At 37.3% G+C, this 4,022-nt stretch carries 3 protein-coding genes; 1 reads left to right on the forward strand and 2 read right to left on the reverse strand.

The genetic code is table 11. The annotated features are described in order from the left end of the window. Positions 1-108: 108 nt before the first annotated feature. Both xerD and ACLTU0_RS11160 read right to left on the reverse strand, forming a co-directional pair. On the reverse strand, positions 109-993 hold the full coding sequence (gene xerD, locus ACLTU0_RS11155; RefSeq protein ID WP_117965885.1) for a site-specific tyrosine recombinase XerD: 885 nt from the start codon (positions 991-993) through the stop codon (positions 109-111). A gap of 142 nt (positions 994-1,135) precedes the next feature. Further along, positions 1,136-1,729 (reverse strand): stage II sporulation protein M, encoded by a 594-nt coding sequence (locus ACLTU0_RS11160; protein WP_412322505.1) that lies wholly within the window; start codon positions 1,727-1,729, stop codon positions 1,136-1,138. A 144-nt stretch (positions 1,730-1,873) separates the two neighbouring features. Between ACLTU0_RS11160 and ACLTU0_RS11165 the strand changes: the two genes are divergently transcribed. Further along, positions 1,874-4,022 (forward strand): LamG-like jellyroll fold domain-containing protein (locus ACLTU0_RS11165; protein WP_412322506.1); only part of this gene is annotated, 2,149 nt, incomplete at its 3' end.

Consider the following 4,022-nt stretch of genomic DNA (forward strand, 5'->3'; position numbering starts at 1 on the left):
ACTTATAATATATCATTACACCGCCGTTTGTGTCAATAGTTATTTTATATAATGAATTATTAATTATTCAAAAAAAATATACCCTACAAGTGTAAGGCATATTTTTTCTTATGCACGCGGGTGTGCTTTTGCATATACGTCTTTAATTTTACTGTTCATCATTCTTGAATAAACTTGTGTCGATGAAATATCGGCATGTCCCATCATTTCTTGAATTGAATGTAAATCAGCACCGTTTTCGAGAAGATGTGCCGCAAACGAATGACGTAAAGTATGAGGTGTTATATCAGTTTCAATACCTGCGATATGCTGATAGTATTTTATAAGTTTCCAGAAACCCTGTCTTGAAAGACGCGCACCGCTGCAATTTACGAACAACGCTGTTTCGTTTTCATCTTTAACCATATATTTTCTGACATTGTTTATGTAATTTTCAAGTGCGTCTTTTGCCTGATGTCCCATAGGAATAATACGTTCTTTCTTTCCGCCCTTACAACGAACAAAACTCATAGGAACATTAACATCACTTACGTCAAGATTGATAAGTTCACTCACTCTTATACCTGTTGCGTACAAAAGTTCAAGCATAGCCTTGTCGCGTATACCCTTATTATCACAGTTTTTAGGCTGTTCCAAAAGAAGTTCAACTTCTTCGCCTGATAAAATTTTCGGAATTTTCTTTTCCACATGAGGTGCCTCAAGATTAGAAGTCGGATTTGACTTTACAACACCGTTTTGCATCATAAACAAATAATACGAACGAAGTGACGCAAGTGTCCTTGAAACAGTCGAGCTTGCTCTGCCCTCCTTTTGAAGATAAAGCAAATATGACAATACCGTGGTCTTTGTTGTAGACGATATATCCGTTACGCCTGTTCCGTCAAGATAAGAAATATATTGTGTAACATCACGCTTATATGATTCAACTGTGTTTAGCGATTTATGGCGTATATCTGTCATAAAACTTGTGTATTCCTTAACGTAGGTATTCATTTTGTTCATTCCTCCGAGTTTACTGTTTCTTTACGTATATTTCAAAAATATTTCATTTATATTTCAATGCGATTATAATTATACCACATTTTTTTAATTTGTAAACCCCTATTTTTCTTGTTTTTATGCCATTTTCAGCGTTTTAGCTTAATTTCGGCGAAACCCAGCTCATAAATGTTGTGGTCAAGTATCCCTCCGACAATGACGCAACACAAAATATAGAAATTATTATTATCATAAAAAATATATACGAAAAAATTATTTTTTTTGATTTTCTTTCAGAATTAAGTGAATATTTGATGCTTACAGCCGAAAAAAGCAGTAATGTCGGTATTGTTATAAGTATTGTCGGCATTGTTGAAAGCATAACAAGCATACCTTTTGCTCCATAGAATTTAATAAATGACGCGGTTGTAAAACCTATTATAAACCCTTTCCTTACAATAATCGCTCCCGTTATAATAAAACCGAATCTCAAAAATCCCATTAAAAATACAATTCCGACACTGATAAGATTAGCTTGTAACGAATTTTTAAAAACAGTCATACTGTTCTTATTTTCGCTTACAGCCGTACAAAAACTGCCTATATAATTTTTTATCCCCTCTGCCATATCGCCGCTGTTTTTCGCCAAATACACACTCCCTACCGTCACACCGACAACAAGCAAAAAAATAAGCAATCCCAAAAGTCCGTTACCGTGTTTTTCGTCGGCTACAATGTCGTTTAATTTCACACGTCCCACCTCCAATTCAATATTATTCAAAAAATCAGTGTTTTATCACTAATTTATTGTGCTTATCTTCTTATATTATTTACACCGCCAATTTTTTTTGGTATAATAATATAGTTAAAAAACACACGTAAGGAGAGAGATATAATGAACAAAACACTGAAAAAAGTCTTAAGCGGTGTTATTTCAGCATCTATGTTGTGTTCGGCACTTGCCATACCTCACACCGCATTGGCTGATGATGCACTGCCTACGGACGGTCTGCTTATGGACATCATGTTTGATGAAACAGGCACTTCTTCCGGCTCATTCAATGCAACGGTCGGCGGTACCGTTATGGAACACGGCAGTGTAAGCTATGTTGACAACTATGACGGTTCAAGCAAAGCATTAAGCATTTCAACAGACGCAGCAGGCAATTATCTTGAACTTCCGAAAGGTCTTTTAAACGGCAAAGATGCCGCAACATTTTCTTTTTGGATTAAACCGTCAAGCAGATGGGCGTTTATGACAACACCTGTAAGTGATAAGCAAAACTTTAATTATGAAAAGTATTTAGGTATGCTTGCCTCATCTTCAGGCTATACCGTTGAACGTTACAACAACAGCGGAACACGTCTGAGCAGCGTTAATGCAAACGCAAGCGGTGACTGGCAATACGTCACAGCAGTATTTACCGCTGACGGTACAAAGGTATATGTAAACGGTAAACTATTAGCCTCAGACACTGCGGCAGTTGACATCAAGTCACTGTTTACTGCTGACGCGTCTACATGGATCGGTCACGCAAACTGGGGCAGCGGAGAAGGTTTTTCGGGTATGATTGATGATTTCAAAGTATACGGCAGAGCATTGAACGAAACCGAAATTAACCAACTTGCCGCAAAAGCTATACAAAGAGAGCAAGAGGAAGCTGTAAAAGAAAAGAATTGTCTTGATATTAACACTCAATTCTATACAAATTACAGTGTTACAGAGAGTGGCAATAACGTTACCGTTTCAGTTCCGTCCCCTTCAGAGGACAAATATGAAATAATTGCAGCTTCATACTCAAACGGTGTTCTTACAAATGCAGCAAAAAAGAGTAAATCAGATGTAACATCAGACAAAACAGTTACTTTTGAAAATATAAAGAAAAACGAAAATGACACTGTAAAAGTGTTCGTATGGAACTCAATAGACGGCTTACAACCGTTAAGTGACAACAAAGCATTCCAAATCCGTACAGGCGATAAAGTAAAAGTGAAAACAAGCGTTACAAACTACACTCCGTCGGAGCAGTCTGTTTCATTACAAATTGTTCCTTTTGACAAAGACGGAAAGCAGTCCGATGCTGTACAAACACTTGATTCTGTAACACTCGGTATTATGGACAGTTACGATTTTACAGATTACATAACAGGTGACAGTAATGTTTCATATTATAAAGTTCTTGTATCAAGCACAGCTGATGACAAGACTGCAACTTACGAAGCAGGTTACTTGCCTACCGCAAGTGTTGAGTTCCCTGACGCAACACCTGCCGACAGCGCAGACACAACAGAAGAAGCTCACGACCCAACAATATTCAAAGACCCTGTTTCGCACCGTTATTATGCTTATTCAACTCACAATCTTGTATTTGAATCGGATGACTTGATTAATTGGGAAAAGCACGATTATAGAAGTGAAATAACAGTTCCGGAAAAGGCTAAAAAGTTTATTGATGATAACTACCAGCAAACAGATAAAAATGGAAAAATTATATATCCAACAGCCAACACTACTTATTGGGCACCCGATTTATACTATAAAGAGGGTGACGAATATCCGTATTGGTTCTATCTTTCAACATCATGCGGTTTTGGTGGCAGAAACTCAGTCATCAGCCTTATAAAAGCTAAGTCACCGGGACTATGGGACGATGAATATATTGACGCAGGTGTCGTAATCGCAAGTAAGGAAAACAACAATTACAATACTAACTGTATTGATGCAAACATCTTTACAGATACAGACGGCAAGACCTACTTTATTTGGGGTTCGTTCTGGAAAGGTATTCACATAGCTGAACTTGATACTGATACCGGTCTTGTAAAAGGCATCGACTATACTTCTGACGAAACAATCCTTTCAAGCAGTCAAAAATTCGGTACGAGATTATTCTCAACTCCAAGTGGTGTCGTAGGTCCGGAAGGTCCGTATGCTGTATATAATAAAGATACAGGTTACAGATATATGTTCACTTCATACGGATATTTAGGCACTAACTACAACTTAAGAGTTGCAAGAACAGATAAGACTTTCAGTACTATTC

The organism is Hominilimicola sp., from assembly GCF_046972485.1.
Lineage (GTDB): Bacteria > Bacillota > Clostridia > UBA1381 > UBA1381 > Hominilimicola > Hominilimicola fabiformis.

Bases quoted from the DNA above. Each gene is read 5' to 3' on its own strand.
- xerD (WP_117965885.1), bottom strand. From the start codon at position 993: ATGAATACCTACGTTAAGGAATACACAAGTTTTATGACAGATATACGC.